This window comes from Pseudomonas weihenstephanensis (genome assembly GCF_016812185.1).
Classification (GTDB): Bacteria; Pseudomonadota; Gammaproteobacteria; order Pseudomonadales; family Pseudomonadaceae; genus Aquipseudomonas; species Aquipseudomonas weihenstephanensis.
This window is the reverse complement of record NZ_JAAEBV010000002.1, coordinates 671,187-696,816: the sequence shown is the minus strand read 5'-3', so window position 1 is coordinate 696,816 and position 25,630 is coordinate 671,187. Positions and strand designations below refer to the sequence as shown.

The 25,630-nt window shown below is 58.7% G+C and carries 23 protein-coding genes; 10 read left to right on the top strand and 13 right to left on the bottom strand.

Features of this window, described 5'->3' with window-relative positions; genetic code table 11:
• Positions 1 to 89: 89 nt before the first annotated feature.
• The 7 genes from GYN01_RS10645 to GYN01_RS10615 form a co-directional block, all read right to left on the bottom strand.
• Positions 90 to 992 (bottom strand): response regulator, encoded by a 903-nt coding sequence (locus GYN01_RS10645; RefSeq protein WP_203307018.1) that lies wholly within the window; start codon positions 990 to 992, stop codon positions 90 to 92.
• A gap of 160 nt (positions 993 to 1,152) precedes the next feature.
• Positions 1,153 to 1,914 (bottom strand): phosphate signaling complex protein PhoU, encoded by a 762-nt coding sequence (gene phoU, locus GYN01_RS10640; RefSeq protein WP_048363717.1) that lies wholly within the window; start codon positions 1,912 to 1,914, stop codon positions 1,153 to 1,155.
• An 86-nt stretch (positions 1,915 to 2,000) separates the two neighbouring features.
• Entirely contained in the window at positions 2,001 to 2,834 is an 834-nt protein-coding gene (gene pstB / locus GYN01_RS10635) for a phosphate ABC transporter ATP-binding protein PstB (protein WP_048363718.1), read from the bottom strand.
• Between the two features lie 157 nt (positions 2,835 to 2,991).
• Entirely contained in the window at positions 2,992 to 4,662 is a 1,671-nt protein-coding gene (gene pstA / locus GYN01_RS10630) for a phosphate ABC transporter permease PstA (protein WP_048363719.1), read from the bottom strand.
• A 15-nt stretch (positions 4,663 to 4,677) separates the two neighbouring features.
• A complete protein-coding gene (locus GYN01_RS10625) occupies positions 4,678 to 6,963 on the bottom strand; it encodes an ABC transporter permease subunit (protein WP_048363720.1) in 2,286 nt (761 codons plus the stop codon).
• Between the two features lie 195 nt (positions 6,964 to 7,158).
• The gene (locus GYN01_RS10620; RefSeq protein ID WP_048363721.1) at positions 7,159 to 8,145 is read right to left on the bottom strand and encodes a phosphate ABC transporter substrate-binding protein PstS; all 987 of its coding nucleotides are present in this window, start codon (positions 8,143 to 8,145) and stop codon (positions 7,159 to 7,161) included.
• A gap of 169 nt (positions 8,146 to 8,314) precedes the next feature.
• Positions 8,315 to 9,604, bottom strand: a complete 1,290-nt coding sequence (locus GYN01_RS10615) for an MFS transporter (protein ID WP_048363722.1) — start codon at positions 9,602 to 9,604, stop codon at positions 8,315 to 8,317.
• A gap of 373 nt (positions 9,605 to 9,977) precedes the next feature.
• Between GYN01_RS10615 and GYN01_RS10610 the strand changes: the two genes are divergently transcribed.
• Entirely contained in the window at positions 9,978 to 10,379 is a 402-nt protein-coding gene (locus GYN01_RS10610; RefSeq protein ID WP_003438129.1) for an acyl-CoA thioesterase, read from the top strand.
• A 56-nt stretch (positions 10,380 to 10,435) separates the two neighbouring features.
• The gene (locus GYN01_RS10605; RefSeq protein WP_203307017.1) at positions 10,436 to 11,350 is read left to right on the top strand and encodes a D-hexose-6-phosphate mutarotase; all 915 of its coding nucleotides are present in this window, start codon (positions 10,436 to 10,438) and stop codon (positions 11,348 to 11,350) included.
• A 49-nt stretch (positions 11,351 to 11,399) separates the two neighbouring features.
• Here GYN01_RS10605 and GYN01_RS10600 read toward each other — a convergent pair whose 3' ends face one another.
• The 4 genes from GYN01_RS10600 to purE form a co-directional block, all read right to left on the bottom strand.
• Positions 11,400 to 11,936, bottom strand: coding sequence for a DUF3299 domain-containing protein (locus GYN01_RS10600; RefSeq protein ID WP_059766158.1), 537 nt, complete (start codon positions 11,934 to 11,936; stop codon positions 11,400 to 11,402).
• 82 nt (positions 11,937 to 12,018) lie between these two features.
• The gene (locus GYN01_RS10595) at positions 12,019 to 12,267 is read right to left on the bottom strand and encodes a GlsB/YeaQ/YmgE family stress response membrane protein (RefSeq protein ID WP_048363725.1); all 249 of its coding nucleotides are present in this window, start codon (positions 12,265 to 12,267) and stop codon (positions 12,019 to 12,021) included.
• Between the two features lie 106 nt (positions 12,268 to 12,373).
• A complete protein-coding gene (locus tag GYN01_RS10590; protein WP_048402631.1) occupies positions 12,374 to 13,459 on the bottom strand; it encodes a 5-(carboxyamino)imidazole ribonucleotide synthase in 1,086 nt (361 codons plus the stop codon).
• Between the two features lie 10 nt (positions 13,460 to 13,469).
• Complete coding sequence (gene purE / locus GYN01_RS10585) at positions 13,470 to 13,961, bottom strand: 5-(carboxyamino)imidazole ribonucleotide mutase (protein WP_047279087.1); 492 nt, start codon at positions 13,959 to 13,961, stop codon at positions 13,470 to 13,472.
• A gap of 420 nt (positions 13,962 to 14,381) precedes the next feature.
• On the opposite strand from purE, the gene GYN01_RS10580 reads away from it, so the two are divergent.
• Positions 14,382 to 14,951, top strand: a complete 570-nt coding sequence (locus GYN01_RS10580; protein WP_048402633.1) for a M12 family metallo-peptidase — start codon at positions 14,382 to 14,384, stop codon at positions 14,949 to 14,951.
• 46 nt (positions 14,952 to 14,997) lie between these two features.
• Here the strand turns inward: GYN01_RS10580 and GYN01_RS10575 are convergent, their stop codons facing one another.
• Positions 14,998 to 15,903, bottom strand: coding sequence for a LysR substrate-binding domain-containing protein (locus GYN01_RS10575; protein ID WP_048363728.1), 906 nt, complete (start codon positions 15,901 to 15,903; stop codon positions 14,998 to 15,000).
• A 179-nt stretch (positions 15,904 to 16,082) separates the two neighbouring features.
• Between GYN01_RS10575 and aspA the strand changes: the two genes are divergently transcribed.
• The 7 genes from aspA (at position 16,083) to GYN01_RS10540 (ending at position 23,872) form a co-directional block, all read left to right on the top strand.
• A complete protein-coding gene (gene aspA / locus GYN01_RS10570; protein ID WP_048363729.1) occupies positions 16,083 to 17,507 on the top strand; it encodes an aspartate ammonia-lyase in 1,425 nt (474 codons plus the stop codon).
• Positions 17,508 to 17,568: 61 nt separating this feature from the next.
• Positions 17,569 to 17,835, top strand: a complete 267-nt coding sequence (locus GYN01_RS10565; RefSeq protein WP_048402635.1) for a hypothetical protein — start codon at positions 17,569 to 17,571, stop codon at positions 17,833 to 17,835.
• A gap of 123 nt (positions 17,836 to 17,958) precedes the next feature.
• A complete protein-coding gene (locus GYN01_RS10560) occupies positions 17,959 to 19,380 on the top strand; it encodes an alanine/glycine:cation symporter family protein (RefSeq protein ID WP_203307016.1) in 1,422 nt (473 codons plus the stop codon).
• 57 nt (positions 19,381 to 19,437) lie between these two features.
• Complete coding sequence (locus tag GYN01_RS10555; RefSeq protein ID WP_203307015.1) at positions 19,438 to 20,442, top strand: asparaginase; 1,005 nt, start codon at positions 19,438 to 19,440, stop codon at positions 20,440 to 20,442.
• Positions 20,443 to 20,532: 90 nt separating this feature from the next.
• Positions 20,533 to 21,525 carry an AraC family transcriptional regulator gene (locus tag GYN01_RS10550; RefSeq protein WP_048402640.1) on the top strand — a complete coding sequence of 331 codons (993 nt, stop codon included), beginning with the start codon at positions 20,533 to 20,535 and terminating at the stop codon, positions 21,523 to 21,525.
• 201 nt (positions 21,526 to 21,726) lie between these two features.
• The gene (locus GYN01_RS10545; RefSeq protein ID WP_203307014.1) at positions 21,727 to 22,758 is read left to right on the top strand and encodes a histone deacetylase family protein; all 1,032 of its coding nucleotides are present in this window, start codon (positions 21,727 to 21,729) and stop codon (positions 22,756 to 22,758) included.
• A gap of 13 nt (positions 22,759 to 22,771) precedes the next feature.
• Positions 22,772 to 23,872, top strand: a complete 1,101-nt coding sequence (locus GYN01_RS10540; protein ID WP_203307013.1) for a polyamine ABC transporter substrate-binding protein — start codon at positions 22,772 to 22,774, stop codon at positions 23,870 to 23,872.
• A 105-nt stretch (positions 23,873 to 23,977) separates the two neighbouring features.
• Here GYN01_RS10540 and pdxR read toward each other — a convergent pair whose 3' ends face one another.
• On the bottom strand, positions 23,978 to 25,525 hold the full coding sequence (pdxR, locus tag GYN01_RS10535; protein WP_203307012.1) for a MocR-like pyridoxine biosynthesis transcription factor PdxR: 1,548 nt from the start codon (positions 25,523 to 25,525) through the stop codon (positions 23,978 to 23,980).
• Positions 25,526 to 25,630: the final 105 nt, after the last annotated feature.

Sequence of the window (25,630 nt, the reverse complement as noted above, 5' to 3'; positions counted from 1 at the left end):
CGAGCAGCGCGAGGCTGCGACCGAACGTGATGCGGCACGCGATCGCAGCCTCGTACCTCGCCAGCGGCTACGGCTTAAACCGGTGCGTCTTACGCCCCCGGTACGAAGTATTTTTGTGCCGTGCCATGGGCGATTAACCGCGAGAGGTAACCCATCTTCGCCGCATCCTGGTCCACGAAGCGAAAGGTCAGTTGCAACCAATCACTGTCGGGCTTGGGCTCGTAAGCCACGATGGCGTGCAGGTAACCATTCAAACGCGCTACTTCGGCGTTGTCGCCCTGCTCAAGGTCGAGCACTGCACTTTCCAGTACCTGTGGCAGCACTTCACCCCTACGCACCACCAGCAGCGCTTCCTTCAAGCTCAGCGCCTTGATCACACACGCTTGAGTACCGCTCGACAGACGCAATTGTCCCTGGCCACGCCCGGTCGGGGTTTGGCTGGCGGCTTTGGCCGCCGGGGCCACCGGGGCCGCAACGGTCTGCGGGCGCGCAGCCGGTGCTAGGGCCGGGGTGGCCAGTTGGGTCTTGCCACCGGTCAACGCGCTCAACGAGTCATTGCCGAAGGCCGAATTCATGCGCGTCGGTGCACATGCCATCACCGCGTCCATCAGGCCCGCTTTGGTGAAGGCTTTTTTCACCTTGGTCAGTAACTGCTCATTGGTGAACGGCTTGCTGACAAAATCCGAAACACCGGCCTGAATCGCCTGCACCACGTTCTCTTTGTCGCCACGGCTGGTGACCATGATGAAGGGCAGGGTTTTGAGATGGTCTTGCTCGCGGCACCAGGTCAGCAGCTCAAGGCCGGACATCTCTGGCATTTCCCAATCACACAGCACCAGATCGAACGCATCGCGGGTCAGCATGGCCTGTGCTTTGCGGCCGTTGACCGCGTCTTCGATCTTGATGCCCGGAAATGCATTACGCAGGCATTTTTTAACCAGATCGCGAATAAACGACGCGTCATCCACCACCAACACACTGACCTTGCTCATCGATTGCTCCTCTGAAATCTTGACAAGCATGCGCCGAATGATGGCCATGTGCCAAATCTTGGGGGCACCCCGAATCACTTTACGTTCGCAGAGCGCCTGAATATGAACGCCGAAAAGCAAAACGCCCGGCTAGAGCCAGGCGTTTTCATCTCGGGCAGTCTTATTTATCGTCAGGTGGTTGCGGAACATTAGCGTTATCACCGCCTGTGCCTTCAACTTCTTCACGCATGCGCTTAAGGCCCATGTGGCGCACGTCTGTGCCACGTACCAGATAGATGACCAATTCCGAAATATTGCGCGCATGGTCGCCAATGCGTTCCAGCGAACGCAGCACCCAAATGATGCTCAGCACCCGCGAGATCGAGCGCGGGTCTTCCATCATGTAGGTGGCCAACTCGCGCAACGCCGTTTTGTATTCACGGTCGATGATTTTGTCGTACTGCGCCACCGACAGCGCCAGGTCGGCGTCGAAGCGGGCAAATGCATCCAGTGCATCACGTACCATGTTGCGCACCTGATCGCCGATGTGTCGCACTTCAACATAACCACGCGGCGCTTCGCCCTCTTCACAGAGCTGAATCGCACGACGGGCAATTTTGGTCGCTTCGTCCCCGATGCGCTCAAGGTCGATCACCGACTTGGAAATGCTGATGATCAACCGCAGGTCAGACGCCGCAGGCTGACGGCGGGCCAGAATGCGCAAGCATTCTTCGTCGATGTTGCGTTCCATCTGATTGATCTGTTCGTCGATCTCACGCACTTGCTGAGCCAGCCCGGAATCGGCCTCGATCAACGCCGTGACCGCGTCGTTAACCTGCTTCTCGACCAGCCCGCCCATGGCCAGCAAGTGGCTGCGCACTTCTTCGAGTTCCGCGTTGAACTGCGCGGAAATGTGATGGGTGAGGCCATCCTTTGAAATCATGGTTCTGCTCCGCAAAAACTGTGAGCCGCAAGCTATACGCTGCTAGCCAAATGTGTCGTTACCGCGAACTGTAAAGCCCGCCCCAACTAGCCATAGCGCCCGGTGATGTAGTCTTCGGTCTGCTTTTTGGCCGGGTTGGTGAACAAGGTGTCGGTGTCGCCGTATTCAACCATTTTGCCCATGTACATAAAGGCGGTGTAATCCGACACCCGCGCAGCCTGCTGCATGTTGTGGGTCACAATGACGATGGTGAACTTGGACTTAAGCTCGTAAATCAGCTCTTCGACCTTCAGCGTCGAGATCGGGTCGAGGGCCGAGCACGGCTCATCGAGCAACAACACTTCGGGTTCAACCGCGATGGTACGGGCGATCACCAAACGCTGTTGCTGACCACCGGACAAACCCAGCGCCGAGTCGTGCAGGCGGTCTTTGACCTCATCCCACAACGCCGCACCTTTAAGCGCCCACTCCACGGCTTCGTCGAGGATGCGCTTTTTATTGATGCCCTGAATCCGCAAGCCGTAGACCACGTTCTCGTAGATGGTCTTGGGGAACGGGTTGGGCTTCTGGAACACCATGCCCACCCGGCGACGCAGCTCAGCCACGTCCTCGCCCTTGCGGTAAATGTTGTGGCCGTACAGGTTGATCTCGCCCTCAACCCGGCAACCGTCCACCAGATCGTTCATGCGGTTGAAGGTGCGCAGCAGCGTGGACTTGCCGCAACCCGAGGGACCGATAAAAGCGGTCACACGCTGCTTTGGAATGTTCAGGCTCACGTCGAACAGCGCCTGTTTTTCACCGTAGTAAAGGTTCAGGCCCGGGACTTCAATGGCAACTTCTTCGTTGGCCAGGTTCAAGCTTTGTTTGGTGCGACCCAGGGCGGACATGTTGATGCCGTGGGCGGAGGATTCATGCTGCATGGGTTGCTCCATACGCTAAACATTCGTGTCGGTCGTTCTGACCGGGCTTTTCATTTGCTGTAGCAACGAACTGGCTCACACTCCAGACACCTCGGTCCCACCTTGAGACCCTGCCGATGCCTTCACGAGCACGCTCGCGCCTACAGGTGTTGCGTTATCAGCTTTCCAGCGCCTTGTACTTCTCGCGCAGGTGGTTGCGAATCCACACCGCCGATAGGTTCAGGGTCGCAATCACCAGCACCAGCAGCAGCGCCGTGGCGTACACCAGCGGTCGTGCGGCTTCAACGTTCGGGCTTTGGAAGCCGACGTCATAAATATGGAAGCCCAAGTGCATGATCTTCTGGTCAAGGTGCAGGTACGGGTAGTTGCCGTCCAGCGGCAGCGACGGCGCCAGCTTGACCACACCCACCAGCATCAGCGGTGCCACTTCACCCGCCGCGCGAGCCACGGCGAGAATCATGCCGGTCATCATGGCCGGGCTGGCCATCGGCAGCACGATCTTCCACAAGGTCTCGGATTTGGTAGCGCCCAATGCCAGCGAGCCTTCACGCACGGTGCGAGGAATACGCGCCAGCCCCTCTTCAGTGGCCACGATCACCACCGGCACCGCCAGCAGCGCCAGCGTCAGCGACGCCCACATCAGGCCCGGCGTACCAAAGGTCGGCGCGGGTAAGGCTTCGGCGAAAAACAGGCGGTCAACCGAGCCACCCAGCACATACACAAAGAAGCCCAGGCCAAATACGCCGTACACAATCGCCGGTACACCCGCCAAATTGTTCACCGCGATACGGATGATCCGGGTCAGGGTGTTCTGTTTGGCGTACTCACGCAGGTACACCGCTGCCAGCACGCCAAACGGCGTCACGATCACGGCCATGATCAAGGTCATCATCACGGTGCCGAAAATCGCCGGGAAGATCCCGCCTTCGGTGTTGGCTTCACGCGGGTCTTCGCTGAGGAACTCCCAAATGTTGCTGAAATACATCGCCAGCTTCTGCCAGCTGTTCATGGCGTTGGGCTGATAAGCCTTGACCACTTTGCCGATGTTGATTTCCAGTTCTTTGCCGTTGGCATCGCGGGCCGTCAGGCTGTCGCGATTGAACTGTGCATGCAGTTCGCCCAAACGGTCTTCGATGGCTTTGTAACGTGCATTCAGCTCGGCACGTTCGGTTTCCATGTCCGCCTGGGCTTGCGGCGTCAACTTGCCTTCGAGTTCCAGCTTGCGGCTGTGCAGACGAATACGCTCCAACCCGTAGTTGATCGCGCCAATGTCTTTCTTTTCCAGTTGGCTGAGTTGCTTGGCCAGCTCGTTGACGCGCTTGACCCGGGCTTGCACCTCAGGCCAGGCCGCCGCACCTTCAGCGACCACCTTGCCGTTTTCTTTCACATTGACCAGGTAACCGTAAAAGTTGCCCCACTCGCGACGCTCAATGGCCATCAACTCGGGGGGCATCTTCTGGTCAGTCAGCCACTCGCCGACGACCCAGGTAAAGTCGTTGCCGTTCAAGTCACGGTTGCCAACCTTGATCAACTCGCGGGTCATGAACTCCGGGCCTTGGTCGGGCACTGGCAAACCGGCGCTTTTGAGGCGTTCGCGCGGCACTTCTTCCTTTTGCACCACTTCGCCCAGTACGACGTGATTAGCAGAGCCGGGCACGTTGTATTGCGCCAGCACCAGATCCGCGGGCCAAAAATGGCCCAACCCGCGCACCGCAATCACTGCCAGCAAACCAATGGTCATGATGACCGCGAGCGACACCGCGCCACCGCTGATCCAGACACCCGGAGCGCCGCTCTTGACCCAACCTTTGAGGGAATTCTGTTTCACAGACTTCTACCTTCCTTAAAGCGACGAATATTTCTTGCGCAGACGCTGACGAATCAGCTCGGCGAGAGTGTTCATGATGAAGGTGAACAACAACAGCACCAGCGCCGAGAGGAACAGCACGCGGTAATGGCTACCGCCCACTTCCGACTCAGGCATCTCCACTGCCACGTTCGCCGCCAAAGTACGCAAGCCTTCGAACAGGTTCATTTCCATGACCGGTGTGTTACCCGTGGCCATCAGCACGATCATGGTTTCGCCCACTGCACGGCCCATGCCGATCATCAGTGCCGAAAAAATCCCTGGGCTGGCGGTCAGGATCACCACACGGGTCATGGTCTGCCACGGTGTGGCACCCAGCGCCAGCGAACCCAGGGTCAGACCGCGCGGCACGCTGAACACGGCATCCTCAGCAATCGAGTAGATGTTGGGGATAACCGCAAAGCCCATCGCCAAACCCACCACCAGAGCGTTGCGCTGATCGTAAGTGATGCCTAGATCGTGGGAGATCCACAGGCGCATGTCGCCACCAAAGAACCACGCTTCCATGAACGGGCTCATGTACAGCGACAACCAGCCAATGAACAGAATCACCGGGATCAGGATCATGCTCTCCCAACCCTCCGGCACGCGCAGGCGGATCGACTCAGGCAGGCGGCTCCAGGTGAAACCGGCCAGCAAAATACCGATTGGCAACAGCATCAGCAGGCTGAAAATACCGGGCAAATGGCCTTCGACATACGGCGCCAGAAACAAGCCGGCAAAGAAGCCCAAAATCACCGTCGGCATCGCTTCCATCAATTCGATCACCGGCTTGACCTTGCGGCGCAGGCTCGGCGCCATGAAGTAGGCGGTGTAGATCGCTGCGGCTACCGCCAGCGGTGCCGCCAACAACATGGCGTAGAACGCCGCCTTCAACGTGCCGAAGGTCAATGGCGCAAGGCTCATCTTGGGTTCGAAATCGGTGTTGGCGGCGGTCGATTGCCAGACGTATTTCGGTTCATCGTAGTTCTCGTACCAGACCTTGCTCCACAGCGCGCTCCAGGACACTTCCGGGTGCGGGTTCTTCAAGGTCAGTGGCAGCAGCTTGCCACCCTCTTCCACGATGATGCGGTTGGCACGCGGCGACAACGCCATGATGCCGGGGCCTTCTGCGACTTTTTCCACCAGCAGGGTGCGGTGCGCGGTGCTGTGGAACACGCCGATTTCACCGGCGGCGTCCAGGGCCAGGAAGCCTTTGCGACGCTGCTCAGCGGTGATTTCAACAATCGGCGAGTCGCCCATTTTGAAGCTGCGGATGTGCTTGAAGCGCGATTCGCCATCCGGGTCGCGGGCCATGAACCACTGGCTCAGGCTGCCGGTCGAGTCACCAAAGATCAGCGAAATACCGCCCACCAATTGCGTACTGGCAGTGATTTGAGTGGTGGCGTCGTCCGCCAGCTTGTAACGGCCATTCAGGCTCTTGTCACGCAGACTGAACACGTCGGCCTGGGCGCGGCCATTGATCACATACAACCACTGCTGACGCGGGTCGATGTACAGCGCTTTAACCTGCTCGGTCATTTGCGGCAGGTCGATGCGGGTCTCGGAGTTCGTGACCTCGCCCGTCATCATGTTTTCTTCGCTGGCCAACGACAGCACGTTCAATTGCGAACCCGCAGAGCCGGCCAACACTAACGTCGAGTCATTCACATTGAGGTTCACATGATCCAGCGCACGCCCTTGCGGGTCGAGGGCGATGGGCGCTTGGCCATACGGGTATTCAACCGCCGGGGTAATGGTTTTTTTACCCTCCGGGTAGCTGACTTTATACGTGTGACGGAACACCAGCGCCTGGCCATTGGACAAGCCCAATGCCACCACCGGGTTACCCGGCTGGTCTTCACCCAGCGAGGTCACTTGCGTGCCGGGCGGCAGTGGCAGGTTCACGCGCGACAGTTCTTCGCCATTCTTCGCATTGAAGAACAGCACCATGCCTTGGTCGGACACGCGCATCCCGACCTGATTTTGCTCCTCGACGGAAATCATCAGCGGTTTACCGGCGTCCTGCATCCAGACCGGCGTGATCGCCTGCTTGGCGTTCAGGTCCGCGCCCTGGAACAGCGGGAACACCACATAACCAAGGAAGAAGAAAATCAGCGTGATTGCGCCGAGCACGGCAAGCCCGCCGATAAACACATACCAGCGGGTGAGGTGATCTTTAAGCGCGCGAATACGCCGCTTGCGTTGCAGTTCAGGCGTATTGAAATCAATGCGCTTGGGAGCGGATGTCGTAGTCATTGGGGAATTGGCCAGATCATTCATGCGCACACCCTAGCGATCCTGTATGACAAAAAGATGACAAAGCAGTGACGCAAAAAAGCCGCTGCCCAGTGGAGCTGGCAGCGGAGTGGAAAATTGAGGTGAATACAGCTCACAACGCGTAGCAGCTGCCGCAGGCGGCGTCCGGCGGCGTAGCCGTCGTCATTTCGCACGTAGCCTTCGGCAACTGCTACAGGTTTAGTTACCTTCTTTCAAACCCAAGTCAGCCAAGGCTTTGGCAGCGACTTTGGCGGGCAGCGGGATGTAGCCATCTTTGACGACCACTTCCTGACCTTGCTTGGACAGCACCAGCTTGATGAACTCGGCTTCCAGCGGGTTCAACGGCTTGTTCGGCGCCTTGTTCACGTACACGTAGAGGAAACGTGACAGTGGGTATTTGCCGTTCAATGCGTTTTCTTCGGTGTCTTCGATGAACTCAGAGCTGCCTTTTTTGGCCAATGGCACGGTTTTCACACTGGCCGTTTTATAACCAATGCCCGAGTAACCCACGCCGTTGAGCGAACTGCTGATCGATTGCACCACCGAGGCAGAACCGGGCTGTTCGTTAACGTTTGGCTTGTAGTCGCCTTTGCACAGGGCTTCTTCTTTGAAGTAGCCATACGTGCCCGACACCGAGTTACGACCAAACAGCTGTACCGGCTTGTTGGCCAGATCGCCGGTCACACCCAGGTCACCCCAGGTTTTGACGTCTTGCTTGGCGCCGCACAGGCGTGTCGAGGAGAAGATCGCGTCCACTTGCTCCATCGTCAGGTGCTTGATCGGGTTATCTTTGTGCACGAACACGGCCAGGGCATCCACCGCCACCGGGATTGCGGTTGGCTTGTAGCCGAACTTTTGCTCAAAAGCCGCCAGTTCGTTGTCTTTCATCTTGCGGCTCATCGGGCCCAGGTTAGCGGTGCCTTCAGTAATCGCAGGGGGCGCGGTCGAAGAACCGGCAGCCTGAATCTGAATATTGACGTTCGGGTATTCTTTTTTGTAAGCCTCAGCCCACAAGGTCATCAAGTTCGCCAGGGTATCGGAACCAACGCTGGATAGGTTCCCCGACACACCGGTGGTTTTTACGTAGGGCTGAATAGCCGGGTCAACACCAGCGGCAACCGCATTGGCAGTTGCAACGCCTGCGGCGACAAAAGTCAGGGCCGCCATCACACGCTTCAGTTTCATGCCTTACTCCTAGCAAACGGGGTTAGATGAATCGGGGGCCAGTATCTGTAGGCCATGTGACTACTCTATGAACCGATTGTGACAATTAGATGAAAGGCCAGCATTCGCAACGAATGACTGGCCTTCTAAAGGAGCGAGGGTTGGCGTCTAAAACGCTATAACCCGTGTATCAGCGGCCCTGCTTCCACAAATAAGCCCCCACCAGCAAACCCATCGTGCAAATGATGGCGACGTAATAGGCAGGGCCCATTGGGCTTTCTTTAAGCAGCAAAGTCACCGCCATCGGGGTCAAGCCGCCGAAAATGGCGTAAGCCAAGTTGTAAGAAAACGACAAACCACTGAAACGCACCACCGGGGGGAAGGCTTTCACCATCACATACGGCACCGCGCCGATAGTGCCTACAAACAAACCGCTCAGTGCGTATAACGGAAACAGCCAATCCGGGTGCTGCAACAGGCTGTGATAGAAGGTCCACGAGGTAATCAGCAACGCGGCACAGCCGAATACGAACACCTTGCCCGCACCAAAGCGGTCAGCCAGCGCACCCGAAGCGATACAGCCCACGCTTAAAAAGACGATGGCCAAGCTGTTGGCTTTCAGCGAGACCGTGGCTGAAAACCCGTAAATGGTTTGCAGCACCGTGGGGGTCATCAAAATCACCACAATGATCCCGGCCGACAACAACCAGGTCAGCAGCATCGAAACGGCAATCGCACCCCGATGGTCACGCAGTACGGTTTTAAGCGGCACCTCTTCGGCCAGCGCCTTGCGCAGTTGCAGCTCGGCAAATACCGGCGTCTCATGCAGCCAGCGACGCAAGTACACCGAAAACAGGCCAAATACACCGCCCAGCAAGAAAGGAATTCGCCACGCGTAGTCAGACACTTCGACCGGGGTGTAAAGCGTGTTGATTGCCGTGGCCACCAGCGACCCCAGCAAAATACCCGCCGTCAGCCCGCACGTCAGCGTGCCGCAGGCGTAGCCCACATGCCGCGGCGGCACGTGCTCGGCCACAAACACCCACGCCCCCGGCACTTCTCCGCCGATTGCCGCGCCCTGAATCACCCGCATCAGCAGCAACAGGATCGGCGCCCACATGCCGATCTGCGCGTAGGTCGGCAGCAACCCCATAATCAGGGTCGGTACAGCCATCATGAAGATGCTCAAGGTGAACATCTTTTTGCGCCCCAGCAGATCGCCGAAATGCGCCATGACGATGCCGCCCAATGGCCGCGCCAGGTAACCGGCCGCAAAAATGCCGAAGGTTTGCATCAGGCGTAGCCATTCCGGCATGTCAGCGGGGAAGAACAGCTGGCCGACTACCGTGGCGAAGAACACAAAAATAATGAAGTCGTAAAACTCAAGCGCGCCGCCCAAGGCAGACAGCGACAACGTCTTGTAGTCATTACGGGTCAAGGGGCGCGAAGGCGGCGCGGCGCTGGAAGGCTCAGTGATCATGGGGTTTGGGCATCTCTTATTAGGCTAGGCAAACGCGTCAACACCGCGGGCAATGGCCGGGCGGTCTCGAAAGATAACAAATTGCCTGCAAAAGCACAGAGGTAGACGTGTCGCCCGTTTAAAAAGCAGAATCAGACGGTCGTCGACGGCGTTGTCGCCCGATATACTCGCCAACCGTAAGAAACTACCTACGGCTTCTGAGTGGCTGTGCGAAACACCTTAAGGTGTGCTTCAGCCGATCTCACAGAGTTTCCCCTTGGCGCGGCTTGGGAAGAACGTGACGAACGTAGTATGTTCGGGCTGAATCGTTTTTCTAAAGACGCTTTTTCACCCGCAATACACATGATGAATCACGGGTCAGAGGCCCTTCGGCATGCTAGAGCTCGAACAAGAAGATCCAATCCCGCAAGGCGACCTGGCCTTGCAAATCACTGCCCTGCCACGCGAAACCAATGGTTTTGGCGATATTTTTGGCGGCTGGCTGGTGTCCCAGATGGACCTCGCGGGCACCGCGATGGCCAGCAAAGTTGCCGGCGGGCGTGTAGCCACCGTCGCTATTGACCGTATGGCGTTTCTGGTTCCTGTGGCAGTCGGTGCTCAGTTGTCGTTCTACACCCAAGCGCTGGAAATCGGCCGCAGCTCGATCCAGATGATGGTTGAAGTGTGGAGCGACGACCCGCTGTCCAGCGAATGGCGCAAAGTCACCGAAGCCGTCTTTGTGTTCGTGGCCATCGATGGCAGCGGTCGCACGCGCTCGGTGCCACCGCGTCGTTAAACCTCGCGCGGTTTTGCCTGTCTACTGCTGCCCCTGCCATTTAAAGAGAACCTGCCATGCCCAGCCATAAGTTACTCCCAAGCGCATCGTTCAAATTGGGCGAGCTGGACTGTTGGCACTTTATCCACGGCAACGCTCAACTGCTGGTCGCCAAACAAGGCGCGCAGGTGCTGAGCTATCAGGTGGGCGAAGATAAGCCGATCATTTGGCTTAACGAAAAAGCCAAGTACGAACACGGTAAAGGCATTCGTACCGGAGTACCCATTTGCTGGCCGTGGTTTGGCAACCTGGCACTCAACCCGCAAAGCGTGCAAGACATGCGCGCCAGCGAGCAGCCCGCCACCGCCCACGGGCTGGTGCGTACGCGCGAATGGGAACTGCTCGATTACGACGACGCAGGCGAAGCGCTGCATATCGAACTCGGTCTGCCGCAGATCGAAGGTGGCCTGCCCGGCTGGCCCCATGACGTGGCACTGACCCTGAGCATTCGTCTCGACACGCAACTGCACCTGAGCCTCACCAGCCATAACCGCGGCGACACCGCCGTGAGTATCAGCCAGGCGCTGCACAGCTATTTTGCGGTCAGCGACGTGCGTAAGGTTCAGGTCAAAGGCGTCGACGGCCTGACCTACATCGAAACCCTCAATGACTGGAAACACGTCAAACAGGCGGGCGACTTGAGCTTCAGCGGCGAAACCGACCGCATCTACCTCAACACGCCGGACACGTTGAGCATTGTTGACCCCGACTGGTCGCGCAGCATTGAACTCAACAGCCGAGGCTCGCGCAGCGCCGTGATCTGGAACCCGTGGATCGACAAAACAGCCAGCTTCAGCGACATGGCCGCCGATGGCTGGCAACGCATGCTCTGCATCGAAACCGCCAACGTGATGGATGACGTGATTACCCTGCAACCCGGCGCCAGCCATACGCTGGGTGTGAGCATCGGTACTCGACCACTCACGGCGTGATCCAGATCGCGCAGGGCTGCGGCCTTTTAAGCTTTAACAGACCGCAGCCTTACAAATCTTCTTCCTTCACCACCCTCACGTTGCCCGCCTCCAGCGCATAGGCGGCATCGGCCAGATCATTGCTGACCTGTTCAACCTTCAGCGTGCCCGTCACCCACAGCGGCGTGTAGATATCGTCCAGCTTCAAGCCTTTGGGGTAGCGCACCAGCACCAGCTGATTGGGCGGCGGTGGCGGGACGTGGATGCAGGCGCCTGGGTAGGGCACCAAAAAAAACAGCGTGCTGCGCCCTTTGGCATCGGCTTCCAGGGGCACCGGGTAACCGCCCAAACGGATACGTTTGCCATTCATGCTGGCCACGGTTTTGCTCGAATACATCACGGCCGGCAGGCCCTTGCTTTGTTTCAGGCCGCCTTTATCGGTAAACGTCCCCTGGGCTTCAGGCGAGTCATGGTCGATTTCGGGCATTTGTTCGAGGGCCAGTTGATCCGACTTCGGCATCAGATCGAGCCAGTCGGTTTCCGGCAGATCAGCCGCGTGGGCCAGGCTTGCGCCCAGCAAAAGGAAGGTCAGTACAAGACGGCGCATGGCAGGCTCAATTAAGAAGGACTGGGGACGCCGCGCATTCTAGCCCTCTCTGCGGCTGGCGCAGAGAGAACCCGACACTCAATCAGTTCTTTTTCGAGACCATGCCGTAAATCACCAGCAAGATCACAGCGCCAACGACTGCACCGATGAAACCGGCACCTTCACCCGCCTTGTAGATACCCAGCGCCTGACCGCCATACGTGGCTGCCAGCGAACCGCCGATACCCAGCAGGATGGTCATGATCCAACCCATGCTGTCATCGCCCGGTTTCAGGAAACGGGCCAGCAGGCCAACGATCAAGCCGATAAAAATGGTTCCGATGATGCCCATGGGCGCTTCCTCTCTATAGATGGTGTTAAACCAAAGCCTAGTCAGCACTTTGGCATCACGCCATCAGAGAGCGGCGGCCACCGAATGGTTCCCGCCGATGTTCGTCTTACGCGTGGTCGATCAGTGCTTCAACGCGCAGGATCTGCGCTTGCAAGGTCGCCATGTCCGCGCAGCGCAGGTTGGCGTGACCGACCTTGCGGCCCACCTTGAACGCCTTGCCATAGTGGTGCAAATGGCAGTCGGCAATCGCAATCACCTGCTCAACCGGCGGCACTGTGCCGATAAAGTTGAGCATGGCGCTTTCGCCCACCTTGGCCGTCGAACCCAGCGGCAAGCCCGCAATGGCCCGCAGGTGGTTTTCAAACTGGCTGCACTCGGCGCCCTCTGTGGTCCAGTGCCCCGAGTTATGAACACGCGGCGCGATTTCGTTGGCCTTAAGGCCACCGTCGACTTCAAAGAACTCGAACGCCATCACGCCCACGTAATCCAGCTGCTTGAGCACACGGCTGGAGTAGTCTTCAGCCAGCGCTTGCAGAGGGTGATCGGTACTGGCCACTGACAGCTTGAGAATGCCGCTGTCGTGGGTGTTGTGCACCAACGGGTAAAACTGTGTTTCGCCATCACGACCGCGCACGGCGATCAGCGACACTTCACCCGTGAACGGTACAAAACCTTCCAGCAGGCACGCTACGCTGCCCAGCTCGGCAAACGTACCCACCACATCGGCAGGGGTGCGCAGCACTTTCTGGCCCTTGCCGTCGTAACCCAACGTGCGGGTTTTGAGCACTGCGGGCAGGCCGATGCTGGCCACGGCGGCGTCCAGGTCTGCCTGGGACTGGATGTCGGCAAAGGCCGGCGTCGGAATGCCCAAGTCTTTGAACATGCTTTTTTCGAACCAGCGATCACGGGCAATGCGCAGCGCTTCGGCACTCGGGTAAACCGGTACAAATTGCGACAGGAAAGCCACGGTTTCAGCAGGTACGCTTTCGAACTCAAACGTGACCAGGTCGACTTCATCCGCCAATTGGCGCAAGTGCTCCTGATCGCCGTAGTCAGCACGAATATGTTCACCCAAAGGCGCCGCACAGGCGTCGGGAGCCGGATCAAGGAAAGCGAAGTTCATGCCCAGCGGGGTCCCCGCCAAAGCCAGCATGCGACCCAACTGGCCGCCACCGATTACACCGATTTTCATCGTTAAAACCTCAGGCCAGGCGCGGGTCTGGATTGTCCAGCACGCTGTCAGTCTGTTCAGCACGGAATGCTTTCAAAACGGTATGGAATTGGGGGTGCTTGGCGCCCAGGATGCTGGCGGACAGCAGCGCCGCATTGATTGCGCCGGCTTTACCGATGGCCAGTGTCGCAACCGGAATGCCCGCCGGCATTTGCACGATGGACAACAGCGAGTCGACACCCGACAGCATCGACGATTGCACGGGCACACCGAGCACCGGCAAATGGGTTTTCGCGGCACACATGCCGGGCAAGTGGGCAGCGCCACCGGCACCGGCAATGATGACCTCGATGCCGCGGCCTTCGGCCTCTTCGGCATACTGGAACAGCAGATCCGGAGTGCGGTGGGCAGAGACCACTTTCACTTCGTAAGGGATGCCGAGTTTTTCCAGCATATCGGCGGTGTGGCTGAGGGTGGACCAATCGGACTTGGAGCCCATGATCACGCCTACCAGTGCACTCATCGTCGCGCCTCTTCTCTTGGGCGCCCGCAGGCGCGTCAAAAAACAACAAGCCACGTGGGGGATCCGACGTGGCTTGTTATAGGAATTAAGGCCGGTCAAGCCAGCCGAAGGCCGCGCAGTATACCCCAAAGAAGTGCGTTAAAAGCACCTTTGGTGACCATCTGTCTGCGCCCCTCTAAATCGCACAAACGCCCGGTTTTACTGACCTTCAGGTCAAACCATGAACAGCCGGCAACGCCCCGAAAAAACCTGGCACGCGGCTACCTGTTGCCGCGAAAAGAGCCACGACTCGTAGCGAATCCCGTCAGCTGCGAAATGCACGGCGCCGCTCTAACCTTCAGCTTCACCCGGGGCCATGCGATGCCTTCATGGCACCCCGCGACATTCAGCCCTCAGCCAGTCCTGCACAGGAGGAGTTACATGAACCCCATCAACCTCAATGCGTTCATCCACAACAGCGTCTCTGACGCCACCTATCAAAACCTCAAAACCTTTAACTTCGATCATTTCGTGCAAGAGCTGGGCAACATCAGTGGTCGTCAAATCAACGTTAACCTCTACGAATACGTACCGGGCGTCACTGACTTCGACTACAAAAGCCCTGATACCGCCACGAAAGTGAATGAATGGAACACCGTGGCTAACCAGTTCGCCAAAGACATCGGCGTGACCCCCTATCAAACTGACCGCAACATATTGGTCATTGATGGCTTTATCACTGGCTCCGTCGCGGGTGCGGCCCAGTCCGGCGTTAATGCAGGCAACTCGGTGATTGCTTCCACCGTTGACGCCACCACCATTGCGCATGAGGTAGGCCACACCTTTAATGCCAAACACACCGGCGTGATGCAAACCCCGGACCCTGCCAACCGAGGCAATGTCCTTTCAAGCTACATGGCCACAGGCGATGAAGTGGGCAGCGGCAGCCTTTTGCGTTTCAGCACCATCAACCGCGATCGCATTAAAAGCTTTCTAGGCAAACTTGAATAACACCCGCCACCTGGCTTTGCGCCGTTTGGGCAAAGCCAGGTCACACTCACTCAGGCTGCGTACCACTTTCCAGCTTGCGCCACAGCAACCGCACATTGGCCTTACGCACCAAGGCGCAGCGATACAGGCGAATCTCCAACGGTACGTGCCATTGAGGCCCGCCACACACCACCAATTCACCGCGCGCCAGTTCGGCCCGCACACTTAAATGCGGCACCCACGCAATACCCAACCCTTCGAGCGCCATGCTCTTGAGGCTGTCCGCCATAGCGGTCTCATAAATAGTGGTGAAACGCAGGCTGCGTTGGCGCAGCAACAAATTGACTGAACGCCCCAGAAACGCGCCCGCGCTATACGCCAGCAACGGCACGCTTACATCGCCTTCCAGGTCAAACAACGGCTTGCCGTCTGCATCCGCCGCACACACGGGCAACATTTCGGTATTGCCCAGGTGCAAAGACGGGAAAATTTCCGGGTCCATTTGCAAAGCGGCGTCAGGATCGTAAAAAGCCAGCATCAAATCGCAGCCGCCTTCGCGCAATGCATGCACCGCGTCTCCGACGTTAGTCGCAACCAGACGCGTCGCGATGTTCAGCCCTTCATTGCGCAATTGAGCGATCCAGCGCGGGAAAAACCCCAGCGCCAAGGAGTGAGCAGCCGCCACTTGCATGACCTCGCCCTGCCCTCCTTCGAGGTGGTGCAGGTGACGCAACACCTCGCCCAGCTGCTCAACTACGGTGCGTGCCGTGACCAAAAACAGCTGACCGGCCGCAGTCAACTCCACCGGGGTGCGGGAACGATTCACTAACGTCAGCCCCAGTGCGGATTCAAGGCTTCGAATACGTCGACTAAAGGCCGGCTGCGTCACAAAACGACGCTCCGCCGCCTGAGAAAAACTGCGCGTGGCGGCAAGAGCACTAAAGTCTTCCAGCCATTTACTTTCGAGATTCATCGAGCCTCCCAGAGGCGCACCAATTTGGGTCACACGTCCGACGCGCCTGTCGCGTCACGTCGCCATTATGCCGTTTATGCATAGGATAGTGTTTAAAGGCATTGGCCCAAAATAGACCGCAAGCCTAGGATTCGCAGCGTTCCGGCCTATACCGGGTCCTTATCGAGATGATTTCTATCATGTCCTCCGCTGCATCTTTCCGCACTGAAAAAGACCTGCTTGGCGTACTCGAAGTACCCGCTCAAGCGTATTACGGCATCCAGACCCTGCGGGCGGTGAATAACTTCCGTCTCTCCGGCGTTCCGATCTCGCATTACCCAAAGTTGGTTGTGGCCCTGGCCATGGTCAAGCAAGCCGCGGCAGATGCTAACCGCGAACTGGGCCACCTCAGTGCACCCAAGCACGCGGCGATCAGCGAAGCCTGTGCCCGTTTGGTGCGCGGCGATTTCCACGAAGAGTTCGTGGTGGACATGATCCAGGGCGGCGCTGGCACTTCAACCAACATGAATGCCAACGAAGTGATCGCCAACATCGCACTGGAGGCCATGGGCCACCAGAAAGGCGAGTACCAGTACCTGCACCCTAACAACGACGTCAACATGGCGCAGTCCACCAACGACGCCTACCCGACGGCCATCCGCCTGGGCTTGTTGCTGGGTCACGACGCGCTGCTGGCCAGCCTCGACAGCCTGATTCAGGCGTTCGCTGCCAAGGGCGTTGAGTTCAACCATGTATTGAAGATGGGCCGCACCCAACTGCAAGACGCCGTACCGATGACCTTGGGTCAAGAGTTCCGCGCCTTCGCCACCACCTTGGGTGAAGACCTGGCTCGCCTTAAAACACTGGCGCCAGAGTTGCTGACCGAAGTGAACCTGGGCGGCACGGCGATTGGGACCGGCATCAACGCCGACCCGCGCTATCAACTGCTGGCCGTCAACCGCCTGGCGACCATCAGCGGTCACCCGCTGGTGCCTGCGGCCGACTTGATCGAAGCCACGTCCGACATGGGTGCCTTCGTACTGTTCTCCGGCATGCTCAAGCGTACTGCGGTCAAACTGTCGAAGATTTGTAACGACCTGCGCCTGCTGTCCAGCGGCCCACGTACCGGCATCAACGAAATCAACCTGCCAGCGCGTCAGCCAGGCAGCTCGATCATGCCTGGCAAGGTCAACCCGGTTATCCCGGAAGCTGTTAACCAGGTGGCGTTCCAGATCATCGGTAACGACTTGGCACTGACCATTGCGGCCGAAGGTGGCCAACTGCAACTGAACGTGATGGAACCGCTGATCGCCTTCAAGATCTTCGACTCGATCCGCCTGCTGCAACGTGCAATGGACATGCTGCGCGAACACTGCATCGTCGGCATCACCGCCAACGAAGCGCGCTGCCGCGAGCTGGTCGAACACTCGATTGGTCTGGTAACGGCTCTGAACCCGTACATCGGCTATGAAAACGCCACCCGCATCGCCCGTATCGCCCTTGAAAGCGGCCGCGGCGTGCTGGAACTGGTGCGCGAAGAAGGCTTGCTCGACGACGCCATGCTCGACGACATCCTGCGCCCGGAAAACATGATTGCTCCGCGTCTGGTGCCTTTAAAGGCCTGATGCTGTAACACGCTCACCAGGTCGAGGGACTAGACACCTCTCACCTTTTGAGGGCTTGCAGATGTATCTGCGGGCCCTTTTTTTTGCCTGCGATTTGGCGTTATTCGCCCAGCAACTGCCGAAGGCAGCGTCCGGCGACGCATCCATCGCAATCAAGCGCGCCTACAGGAATGACAGCGCCTTAAAAAGTGAATTTTCAGACGGCATGTATATGAAAAATCAATGGCTTATGCAGACGCTTCCACTGCGCCTAGGTATAGTGCCCGCCCTCTTGCCATGCATCGGCCCCGCTACGGCGGCCAGCGGCACTGCGCAAACAGCATCGTAAACCAAGCAGCAACATGGCCAGGGTCGCCTTGATCGCCTACGTTTATGCCCTGCACACACGGGTGTAACGCGATATTTCGACCTGGCCGTTTTGCCATCAGATAAAAACAGCGAGGAATAATCCATGCTTGAAGTCATCAATGACTTCCTCTCAGGGAAAGTGCTAATCGTGCTCATGGTTGGGCTCGGTGGCTACTTCACGATCCGCTCGCGTTTCGTTCAGTTTCGTTACTTCCTGCACATGTTTGCGGTGTTCAAAGACAGCCTGCGCAGCAGCGCTGGCCAACTCAGCTCCTTTCAGGCCCTGATGCTCAGCCTGGCGGGCCGTGTGGGTGCGGGCAACATTGCCGGCGTCGGCATTGCCGTAACTCTGGGTGGCCCCGGTGCCGTGTTCTGGATGTGGGTGACCGCACTGGTCGGCATGTCCAGCAGCCTCATCGAATGCACCCTTGGCCAGTTGTACAAGCGCCGCGACGCCGAAGGCCAGCTGCGTGGCGGCCCCTCCTTCTATATGAAGCACGGTCTGGGCAAAGCCTGGATGGGCAAGCTGATGGCCGTGTTGCTGCTGGTCACCTTTGGCTTCGCCTTCATGGGCCTGCAAGCCCACGCAGTGACGCACTCGCTGCAAGACGCCTTCGGTTTTGACGTGAACTACTCCGGTGTGGCCATTGCCGTGCTGTTGGGGCTGGTGTTTATCGGCGGTATCAAACGCATCGCCTCGGTCGCCGACTTGTTGGTGCCGGTCAAAACCCTGGCCTACATCGCCGTCACGGTGTACGTGATCGTGCTGCAATTCGACCAAGTCCCAGCCATGCTCGGCCACATCGTGAAAAGTGCCTTCGGCATGGACCCGGTGTTTGGCGGCCTGATCGGCAGCGCAATCGTGATGGGCGTTAAACGCGGCGTGTTCGCCAACGAAGCCGGTTTGGGCAGCGCCCCGAACGTGGCCGCCGTGGCGGATGTGGAACACCCGGTTGCTCAGGGCGTGGTTCAGGCATTCAGCGTGTTCCTCGACACCTTCGTCATCTGCACCTGTACGGCGCTGCTGATTCTGCTGTCCGGCTTTTACACTCCAGGCTTTGAAGGCGACGGCATTGCCCTGACCCAAAACTCCCTGGCCGCCGTGGTGGGCGAGTGGGGCCGCGTGTTCATCAGCGTGGCGCTGGCGTTATTCGTGTTTACCTCGATGCTCTACAACTACTACCTGGGCGAAAACAACCTGCGCTTTTTGATCGGTGAAAACCGCAAAGCGCTCATCGGTTATCGCGCGCTGGTATTGGTGCTGATCGTTTGGGGCTCGATTGAAAACCTGCAAACCGTGTTCGCTTTTGCCGACATCACCATGACCCTGCTGGCGTTCGTGAACCTGATTGCCTTGGCCATGCTGTTCAAAATTTGCATGCGCGTGCTCAAGGACTACGACGACCAACGTCGTGCGGGGATCAAGACACCGGTGTTCGATTCCAGTAAATTCCCGGACCTGGATCTGGACGTGAAGGCCTGGCCGCCGACACCGGCCGCCAAGGTCAAAGACACAAAACGCTGACACTGACGCGGCGGTTCTGAACAGAACCGCCGCGTTTTTGCTTATGGGGACTTATCAATGACTGTTGCCACCTTCAACGCTGCCAAACGGGTCATGGTGCTCTACACCGGCGGCACTATCGGCATGCAAGCCAGTGCCAATGGCCTTGCGCCCGCCTCGGGGTTTGAAGCGCGCATGGGCGAGTACCTCGCCAGCCAACCTGACCTGAACGTGGTGCAGTGGTGCTTTCGCGAAATGAGCCCGCTGATCGACAGCGCCAACATGACGCCCGCCTACTGGCTGCGCCTGAGTGCGGCGATTATCGACGCCATTGATCAGCAAGACTGCGATTCGGTATTGGTTCTGCATGGTACTGACACACTGGCCTACAGCGCTGCGGCAATGTGCTTTCAATTGATTGGCTTGCCAGCCCCTGTGCTGTTCACCGGCTCCATGTTGCCTGCGGGCGTGCCGCACAGCGATGCCTGGGAGAACGTCAGCGGCGCATTGACGGCCCTTGCTCAAGGTCAGCCCAACGGTGTGCAGTTGTACTTCCACGGCACGCTCATGGCACCGACCCGTTGCGCCAAAGTGCGCAGCTTCGGGCGCAATCCGTTTGTGTCACTCCTGCGCAATGGCGGTGGGACAGCGGCCGACTCCGTGCCGAGCGAGCTGCTCTACAACCGGCCCAAGCACCTTGCCAACGTGGGCGTGCTGCCGCTGGTGCCGGGCATCGGCGCAGCGCAGCTCGATGCGCTGCTCAACAGTGGCATCGAAGCCTTGGTGCTGGAATGTTTCGGCAGCGGCACCGGCCCCAGCGATGACCCCGCGTTCCTGGCCAGCCTGCAACGGGCGCAGGAAAACGGCATCGTGATCGTCGCCATTACGCAATGCCACGAAGGCGGCGTTGAGCTGGACGTGTACGAAGCGGGCAGTCGCTTGCGTGACGTGGGGGTGTTGTCAGGGGGCGGCATGACCCGCGAAGCGGTGTTCGGCAAGCTGCACGCGCTGCTGGGCGCCGATTTGCCACTGGCCGAAGTACGCCGTTTGGTTGAGCTGGATGTGTGCGCAGAGTTGCTTTAACCGACCTGCGTCATTCTCCCGTCGCAGCAACCATTCCCCACCCCGGCACACAACTTGCTCGCTTACAGCACCCTCACGCTGGAAGCGAGCATGCTGCATTCCCATCTCACCACCCTGAACGCGGTGTCGCTGGTGCTCAGCACCTTCAAGGCCGAAGGCCTGCCCAGCGAAGCGCTGCTGGCAGGCAGTGGTATACGTGCCGCGGACTTGAGCCGTGCCGACACGCGCATCACGACCCATCAGGAAATGCGCGTGTGCGCCAACGCCGTGGCCATCCGCCGGGAAATCGGCCTGGAGCTGGGCCGGCGCATGCATGTTTCGTCCTACGGCATGTTGGGTTACGCCCTGCTCACCAGTGCCACCTTAGGTGACGCTTTGCGCCTGGCCTTACGCTACCCGGCGCTGCTGGGAACACTTTTTGAGCTGAGCCTGAGTCTCGAAGACGGCGCGGTGTGGTTCTGCGCTGCGGGCTATCGCGAAAACCCGCAACTGGCGGTGTTCAACACCGAGTTGTGCCTGGCCTCGCTCAAGGTGATTTGCGAAGACCTGCTCGGCCGCCCATTGCCTCTTTTAGGCGCACGCTTCGCTCACCCCGCGCCGGACTATCACGCCCGCTACGCGGACAACTTCGATTGCCCGCACACCTTCCAAGCCCCCGACAACGCCTTCAGCTTTGCCCTGCATTGGCTTGATATGCCGCTGCCTCTGGCCGATGCCGTGACCCATCAGGCGATGGCGGAGCGCTGCCGCAAACAAAACCTTGAGTTCACGGGGCGCCAGTCCTGGCTGGACCGCATCCGCCAACTGCTGGCAGCGCAACTGCATGCCGCGCCGGGGCTTGAGGGCCTGGCGCAACAAATGAACTGCTCGCCCCGCACCTTGCGCCGGCACCTGCAAGACATGGGGTGCAGCTATCAAATGCTGCTCGACGACCTGCGCTTTGAGCGCGCCAAGTTGCTGCTCAATGACACCGAATGGCCGATTTACAGGATTGCAGACACCTTGGGGTTCAGCGAAACCGCGAGCTTTCGCCATGCCTTCGTGCGCTGGAGCGGTGTATCACCGAGCCAGTTTCGCGCTTGAACACCCTGCTTTTTACGATGTTTGCGCCGCTGGGCCTCGCCTTCGACCCCTGCGACGTGGAGCACGTTGATCCGCTCAGGGGCGAATTCAGGTCAATCATTTTGGCCATATCAATCCCCTTTTGGCCGCTCCTGCCGTTCTCTGAACCCCGCGACCCCGCAAGACTGTGGATCACCGATCACGCCTGCGGAGAATAAGAAAATGCTGACGATCTATTCAGACGATCACCACCTGCATCACGGCCGTTGTGAACTGATGGACGGGCAACTGATGCCCTGCTTCGAAATGCCCTCGCGCGCCGACCACATCCTGCAACGGGTTAAAACCCGTGAACTGGGCCCGGTACAAGCCCCCCGCGACTTTGGCCGCGGCCCCATCGAACGCATTCACACGGCGGCGTATCTGGATTTCTTTGAGGGGGCGTGGGCGCGCTGGACCGAACATGGCCGCGACGGCGACCTGTTGCCCTACACGTGGCCCGCTCGCACCTTACGTCCGATCATCCCGACCAGCCTGCACGGCCAGTTGGGTTACTACAGCTTTGACGGTGGCGCGCCGATTACGGCGGGCACATGGCAAGCGGCCTACAGCGCGGCGCAAGTGGCACTGACAGCACAAGCAGAAATTCAGCGCGGCGCTCACAGCGCTTTCGCCCTATGTCGCCCACCGGGCCATCACGCTGCCAAGGATTTAATGGGCGGTTATTGCTACCTCAACAATGCTGCCATCGCGGCTCAAGCCTTTCTCGATCAAGGCCATCGCAAGGTCGCCATCCTCGATGTGGACTACCACCACGGTAATGGCACGCAGTCGATTTTCTACACGCGCAACGATGTGTTGTTCACCTCAATTCATGGCCACCCCGAGGCCGAGTTTCCGTTCTTTCTGGGCTACGAAGACGAGCGCGGTGATGGGCCGGGCGAAGGGTTCAACTTCAACTACCCGCTGGCCGCAGGCTCCGCCTGGGACCGCTGGAGCGCCGCACTGGAGCAGGCATGCCTTGAGGTGGAGCGGTACAACGCCGATGTGCTGGTGATTTCACTGGGCGTCGACACCTTTAAAAATGACCCGATTTCCCAGTTCAAACTCGACAGCCCGGACTACGTGCGCATGGGCGAACGCATTGCGCGCCTGGGCAAGCCGACGCTGTTTGTGATGGAAGGCGGTTACGCGGTAGAAGAGATCGGCGTCAACGCCGTCAACGTGCTTGAAGGCTTCCTGAGCGCTCAATGAGGACATAACAACAATGAATACCCTTACGCGTTTATTTACCCCGGTGCTCTGCGCCAGCGCGCTGCTCAGCACCGCCGTACATGCCGAAGACCGCACCTTGCGCGTGTATAACTGGTTCGACTACATCACCCCGCAAACCCTGGTGGATTTCAAAAAGGACACCCAGGTCAAACTCATCTACGACATTTTCGACACTAACGAAGCGCTGGAAGCCAAGCTGCTCACGGGAAACTCGGGGTATGACGTGGTGGTGCCGTCCAATGTGTTTCTGGCCAAGCAGATCGAAGCGGGGGTGTTCCAGCCGCTGGACCGCAGCAAACTCCCGAACTGGAACCACCTTGATCCCAAACTGATGAAGTTGATTGAAGCCAACGACCCCGGCAATCAATTCGCCGTGCCGTATATGTACGGCACGATTCTGATCGGGTTCAACCCGGACAAGGTCAAGGCCGCACTGGGCGAGAACGCCCCCGTCGACAGTTGGGACCTGATTTTCAAAGAAGAGAACATCAGCAAACTCAAACAATGCGGCGTGGCGTTGCTGGATTCGCCCTCAGAAATATTGCCGCTGGCGCTGCAACATTTGGGGCTACCGCCCAACAGCAACAACCCCAAGGACTACGCCAAGGCCGAAGCACTGCTGCTGAAAATTCGCCCATACGTGACCTACTTCCACTCCTCCAAATACATGGCCGACATCGCCAATGGCGACATTTGTGTGGCCGTCGGTTATTCGGGCAGCTTTTCGCAGGCGGCTAACCGGGCCAAAGAGGCTAAAAATGGTGTGACGGTCGACATGCGCCTACCCAAAGAAGGCGCTCCCATCTGGTTCGATATGCTGGCGATCCCTAAAGGGGCGAAAAATACCGAAGACGCCTACACCTTCATCAACTACCTGCTGCAACCCAAAGTGATTGCGCCGATCAGTGACTTTGTCGGCTACCCCAACCCCAACAAAGACGCCACAGAACGGGTGGCCCCAAGCATTCGCAATAACCCGAACCTGTACCCCACCGAAGCGGCGATGGAAACGCTTTACACCCTCACACCGCTGCCGCGTGACGCCGAGCGGGCGCGCACACGGGCGTGGACCAAAATCAAATCGGGTACGTAATCCCTCCTCCGTAGTCACTGCCCAGGCGGAAAAAGGTCAGCGGTATTTTCGATAAACGGGTTGCTAAGCAACCCTTCGCAGCCTGCGACAGCGACTGCGCGTTGCTCATCTCCAGACCTTGCTCAACCGCGCTAGCGCCGCGCGGATATCCGCCTCGGGCACCCCCGCAAACCCCAGCACCAAACCGGCACGGTTATCCACAGGCTCGACCGAGTCGCGCAGCCAATAGCGACTCAAACCGTTGATTTCTACCTGTACCTGATGGGCCTGCGCCAGCAATACATGTTCGCGCTCAAGGCTGCTGACCGGCACGGTGACGTGCAAACCTGCCACGATGTCCGGTAATTCTCCTACACCCTCTACACCCTTTGGCCAATGCGCCAGCAAGGTATTACGCCGACTCAACGCGGCGCGCCGCATGCGCCGGATGTGACGCTGAAAATGCCCTGCGGCCATAAACTCGGCCATGACCGCCTGGGTGCTCACCTCCGAATGGCGCATGTCCAGCGAGCGACGTTGGGCGAAGGGTTCAATCAGAGCGTGGGGTAATACCAGATAACCGAGGCGTAACGCCGGAAAGGCGACCTTGCCAAACGTGCCGACGTAAATGACGCGCCCAGTGCGGTCCAGCGCGGCCAATGGCGACAACGGCGCGCCGCTGTAACGGTACTCGCCATCGTAATCATCTTCGACAATCCAGCCTTGCGTGCGCTCAGCCCACGCCAGCAATTCAAGGCGTCGCGCCAGGCTCATGGTCACCCCCGACGGGTACTGATGGGACGGTGTCACGTAGGCCAATCGGCAAGTCGGCAGGCCTGCTAACGCGTCACACTTCATGCCCTCCTGATCGACCGGCACCCCCAGCACTTGAGCACCCGCAATTGCGAACGCTTGGGCTGCCGCGTGGTAGCCGGGGTTTTCCACCGCCACGCCCTCACCCAGCTCCACCAGCAACTGTGCACAAAGGCTAATTCCTTGCTGCGCGCCGCAGGTGATCAAAATTTGTTCAGCGGAGCAGGATAAACCCCGCGATGTTCGTAAATACGCGGCAATGAGCCCGCGCAGACGCTCATCCCCGGCCGGGTCGCCGTAACACAGTTGCTGCAAATCCGGCTTACGCCAAAAAGTGGCTTGCAGCTTGCTCCAGACCTCAAACGGGAACAAATCAAAGGCCGGAATGCCCACCCGAAAAGCGCGCGGCGGCCCATTGGGAGGCAGGTCCAGAGAGTGTCTTGAGACCTTGTGCAGCGCTGTGCTGTGGATAACTTTACTGGACGTAATTACAGGTAAAAAAGACGTTTTTGTGGATAAACCTGTGGGTAAGCCTGTTGAAAACCCTGTGGACAAGTTGGTGGACAACTTTTTTGGCGCCTGCGCTTTTTGGGGTAATTGCACGACGTAGGTGCCATTTCCAATCCGGCCTTCTATAAAGCCTTCGGCGTACAGCTGATCGTAGGCGCGCACGACGCTATTGCGCGAAATACCGAGCGCTGCCGCTAAGTCACGGCTGGCCGGCAAACGCGCGCCACCACTCAATCGACCGTCCAGTACCCGCTCGCGTAACGCCTGATACAACTGACGGCTCAATCCTTTTTTAGGATCAAGCTCGATACCCGCAGGGTTGAAAGCAATAGGCAAGGCTGAATCAGGCATACATTGGACCTACGAAATGGGTCGTTAGTGGCTCTTACAACGGGCCAATAGCCTGCCTAGGATGCAGGCATTCGCCAAGAACATTCTCTGTAGGTGCGAAGTCCA

What these genes read in the sequence shown, in the direction of transcription:
- GYN01_RS10620 (WP_048363721.1), bottom strand. Translation starts at nt 8,145, where the DNA reads ATGAAACTGAAGCGTGTGATGGCGGCCCTGACTTTTGTCGCCGCAGGC.
- GYN01_RS10625 (WP_048363720.1), bottom strand. Translation starts at nt 6,963, where the DNA reads ATGAATGATCTGGCCAATTCCCCAATGACTACGACATCCGCTCCCAAG.
- GYN01_RS10605 (WP_203307017.1), top strand. Translation starts at nt 10,436, where the DNA reads ATGCCCAGCCATAAGTTACTCCCAAGCGCATCGTTCAAATTGGGCGAG.
- GYN01_RS10560 (WP_203307016.1), top strand. Translation starts at nt 17,959, where the DNA reads ATGCTTGAAGTCATCAATGACTTCCTCTCAGGGAAAGTGCTAATCGTG.
- GYN01_RS10565 (WP_048402635.1), top strand. Translation starts at nt 17,569, where the DNA reads ATGTATCTGCGGGCCCTTTTTTTTGCCTGCGATTTGGCGTTATTCGCC.
- GYN01_RS10555 (WP_203307015.1), top strand. Translation starts at nt 19,438, where the DNA reads ATGACTGTTGCCACCTTCAACGCTGCCAAACGGGTCATGGTGCTCTAC.
- GYN01_RS10545 (WP_203307014.1), top strand. Translation starts at nt 21,727, where the DNA reads ATGCTGACGATCTATTCAGACGATCACCACCTGCATCACGGCCGTTGT.
- GYN01_RS10610 (WP_003438129.1), top strand. Translation starts at nt 9,978, where the DNA reads ATGCTAGAGCTCGAACAAGAAGATCCAATCCCGCAAGGCGACCTGGCC.
- GYN01_RS10600 (WP_059766158.1), bottom strand. Translation starts at nt 11,936, where the DNA reads ATGCGCCGTCTTGTACTGACCTTCCTTTTGCTGGGCGCAAGCCTGGCC.
- GYN01_RS10615 (WP_048363722.1), bottom strand. Translation starts at nt 9,604, where the DNA reads ATGATCACTGAGCCTTCCAGCGCCGCGCCGCCTTCGCGCCCCTTGACC.
- GYN01_RS10645 (WP_203307018.1), bottom strand. Translation starts at nt 992, where the DNA reads ATGAGCAAGGTCAGTGTGTTGGTGGTGGATGACGCGTCGTTTATTCGC.
- pstB (WP_048363718.1), bottom strand. Translation starts at nt 2,834, where the DNA reads ATGCAGCATGAATCCTCCGCCCACGGCATCAACATGTCCGCCCTGGGT.
- GYN01_RS10595 (WP_048363725.1), bottom strand. Translation starts at nt 12,267, where the DNA reads ATGGGCATCATCGGAACCATTTTTATCGGCTTGATCGTTGGCCTGCTG.
- GYN01_RS10550 (WP_048402640.1), top strand. Translation starts at nt 20,533, where the DNA reads ATGCTGCATTCCCATCTCACCACCCTGAACGCGGTGTCGCTGGTGCTC.
- phoU (WP_048363717.1), bottom strand. Translation starts at nt 1,914, where the DNA reads ATGATTTCAAAGGATGGCCTCACCCATCACATTTCCGCGCAGTTCAAC.
- GYN01_RS10590 (WP_048402631.1), bottom strand. Translation starts at nt 13,459, where the DNA reads ATGAAAATCGGTGTAATCGGTGGCGGCCAGTTGGGTCGCATGCTGGCT.
- aspA (WP_048363729.1), top strand. Translation starts at nt 16,083, where the DNA reads ATGTCCTCCGCTGCATCTTTCCGCACTGAAAAAGACCTGCTTGGCGTA.
- pdxR (WP_203307012.1), bottom strand. Translation starts at nt 25,525, where the DNA reads ATGCCTGATTCAGCCTTGCCTATTGCTTTCAACCCTGCGGGTATCGAG.
- GYN01_RS10580 (WP_048402633.1), top strand. Translation starts at nt 14,382, where the DNA reads ATGAACCCCATCAACCTCAATGCGTTCATCCACAACAGCGTCTCTGAC.
- GYN01_RS10540 (WP_203307013.1), top strand. Translation starts at nt 22,772, where the DNA reads ATGAATACCCTTACGCGTTTATTTACCCCGGTGCTCTGCGCCAGCGCG.
- purE (WP_047279087.1), bottom strand. Translation starts at nt 13,961, where the DNA reads ATGAGTGCACTGGTAGGCGTGATCATGGGCTCCAAGTCCGATTGGTCC.
- GYN01_RS10575 (WP_048363728.1), bottom strand. Translation starts at nt 15,903, where the DNA reads ATGAATCTCGAAAGTAAATGGCTGGAAGACTTTAGTGCTCTTGCCGCC.